Raw genomic sequence first — 2,812 nt, 5'->3', positions numbered from 1 at the left:
CGCCACCAACGCCGGCGGGATGTGCTGCGTCAAGTACGGAGTGACCCGCGAGTACGTCCGTGAGATCAAGGTCGTCCTCGCCGACGGGACGCTGACCAGACTGGGTCACCGCACGGTGAAGGGCGTGGCGGGGCTGGACCTCGCCTCCTTGTTCACCGGGTCAGAGGGCACGCTCGGCATCATTGTCGAGGCCACGCTGAAGCTGGTCCCGCTGGGCCCGGATCCGCTCAGCGCACTGGCGACCTTCCCCTCGGTCACGGCGGCGGCGACCGCCGTCTCCGCGTACATGCGCACCGGTGCCACGCCCTCCCTGCTGGAGATGATGGACGGCACGACCGTCGGCATGGTCCAGGACATGACCGATTTCGGGTTGGACGCCACGGTCGGCGCAGTCCTCATCATGCAGTCGGACGCCACCACCGCCTCCGCGGATGCCGAGGCCTTCGCCGCGATCGCCCAGGAACACGGTGCCGTCGACGTCGCCTTCGCCGACAACCCGGATGATTCGGAGATGCTGGTGGCCGCCCGCCGTTCCGCCCAGACCGCCTTCGAGCACTACGCGCAGTCCCACGGTGGCGGGCAGATGCTCGACGACGTCTGCGTCCCCCGCGACCGGCTCGCAGAGTTCTGTGACGGGATCACCCGCATCGGTGAGGAGACCGGGATCCAGGTCGCTGTCATCGCCCACGCCGGGGACGGGAACACCCACCCCTCGGTCTTCTTCGACAACGACGACCCCGTGTCCGTGACCGCCGGGTACGACGCCTTCCACCGGATCATGGAACTGGGTCTGGAGCTCGGCGGCACGATCACCGGTGAACACGGCGTCGGTGCGCTGAAGGCGGAGTGGCTGGCGAAGGAACTCGACGAGGGCAACCGCCGTCTGCACCGTGAGATCAAGAACGCCGTCGACCCGACGGGCATCCTCAACCCCGGAAAGATGCTGTCCCACCTGTGAACCACCCTGCGAAACGTCGCCCGCTCGCCCTGTCCCCCTCGCGTGTCGGGGACTACAACCAGTGCCCGCTGCTCTACCGGTTCCGGGCGATCGACCGGCTGCCCGAACCCAGCACCGTCGCCCAGGTCAAGGGGACGCTCGTCCACGCCGTCCTTGAGGAACTCCACGGTCTACCACGCGAGCAGCGCACCTACCCGACGGCGGTGAAGATGCTCAAGCCGCACTGGGCGGCGATGACCGCCAAGGACCCGCAGCTGGGCGAGCTGGTGCCGGACACCGACTACATGGACTTCCTCGTCGCCTCCCGTGACCTGGTCAAGGGCTACTTCCTCATGGAGAACCCGGAGGGGTTCGACGCGGACTCGATGGAGAAGTTCGTCGACCTCACCCTGCCGAACGGGGTGCCGGTGCGCGGGTTCATCGACCGGGTGGACATTGCCCCCACCGGTGAGGTCCGGGTGGTCGACTACAAGACCGGGAAGAAACCGATCCCCCGTTTCGCCGGCCAGGCGATGTTCCAGATGCGCTTCTACGCCCTGGTGTGGTGGCGACTGTTCGACCACATCCCCGAGCAGCTGCGGCTGATGTACCTCAAGGTCCGGGACGACATGGTGCTCTCCCCCACCCCCGCGGAGCTCAACTACGTGGAGAAGGATCTCGGACGGATCTGGGACGCCGTGGGCGCCGACGCCCGCTCCGGCAACTTCGCGCCGAAGACCTCGAAGCTGTGCGGCTGGTGCTCCTTCCAGAAGCTCTGTCCGGCATTCAACGGCACGCCGCCGGAGTACCCGGGGGTGCCGGAGGAGTTCTATTAACTAGAACAAAGAGTAACATTTCCCCACATACGTTGGACCTCCTTGATGCCTATTGAAGAAACGGTGTGCCCTCCAGGAAAAACAGTGTCGCAGTTCACTTGAGCGCCGGAGAGATCAATTGAAGCCTCCGAGTCCTGCAGATTCGACCACCTCAGGTCACAATCGTTAAAACGACAGCCCGATGTTTCCGACAGTGACAATATGCCCATTGTCATATGTGATCCTGTGAAATCTACTTCCTTAAATGTTCCCGATAAGTGGCACCCGTCCAAGTTGGAACTCTCAAACGAAGAAAACGATGCATCGCCATCCAACACGAGACTATCGCAAACAGCACCGCCGAAATTGCAGTACCGCATCTCGCAATCATGAAAGGAAGAATACGATAGCTTTGACAGGTAAAAGTTACTCCCCGACAGGCAGATACATTCCGTATGCATTCGCTCCATGTTGAAACAGGATAAGTTTAAGTCCACCTCAACTTCAACTGAGCCACACAAATACAAGGGATGGAGAAGGTAGTGTCCACCTCTGGAATTTCCTCTAAATTTTCGGACATTTACGTCCGGGTCAATTGAAATCCTTTTTCCAAGCCCTCCGATAACCTCTCCCCGTATTTCATACGGCCATTCTTCTTTGGTCTTATTTGTCGAGGAATGCTCTCTCGCACAAAGTTCGAGAATATTAACAACTTTCTGAATGCTAGAATCAAATGTTGGGTCTTCCCGAACTAGAAGATTATCTATGGCCGAGAGACAGAACTGAACGGTCGAAAATTGTGACGAAATACTGGAACTCGACAATCCAAGTGTGATCGTTGAAAAAATTTCGCTCAATGACTCTTCACCTCGATGCTCCATATCGCTAACCCTTGAGCTGAGAGTAAAGGTTTACGTGTTTTGGGCAAAATGAACTCGACTCACCATGGCCATTGGCCTCGGATTTCTTTTCATGACAGTAAGCAGTCACAACACCGACGCTCCAATTATCCTCTATCGAAAGCCTAGGGTCCTTCGCTGGGGCGCCCTTGTAAAGATTG

The 2,812-nt window shown here is 59.3% G+C and carries 2 protein-coding genes; both read left to right on the top strand.

The features are described from left to right. A partial coding sequence (locus QZV72_RS11005; protein WP_297008441.1) for an FAD-binding oxidoreductase occupies window positions 1–958 on the top strand: 958 nt, incomplete at its 5' end. Further along, window positions 955–1,773 (top strand): RecB family exonuclease, encoded by an 819-nt coding sequence (locus QZV72_RS11000; RefSeq protein ID WP_297008440.1) that lies wholly within the window; start codon window positions 955–957, stop codon window positions 1,771–1,773. The genes QZV72_RS11005 and QZV72_RS11000, both read left to right, overlap by 4 nt. Window positions 1,774–2,812: the final 1,039 nt, after the last annotated feature.

Source organism: uncultured Corynebacterium sp., from assembly GCF_902782855.1.
Lineage (GTDB): Bacteria > Actinomycetota > Actinomycetes > Mycobacteriales > Mycobacteriaceae > Corynebacterium.
The sequence above is the reverse complement of the archived record's forward strand: the minus strand, read 5'-3'. Positions and strand labels throughout refer to the sequence as shown.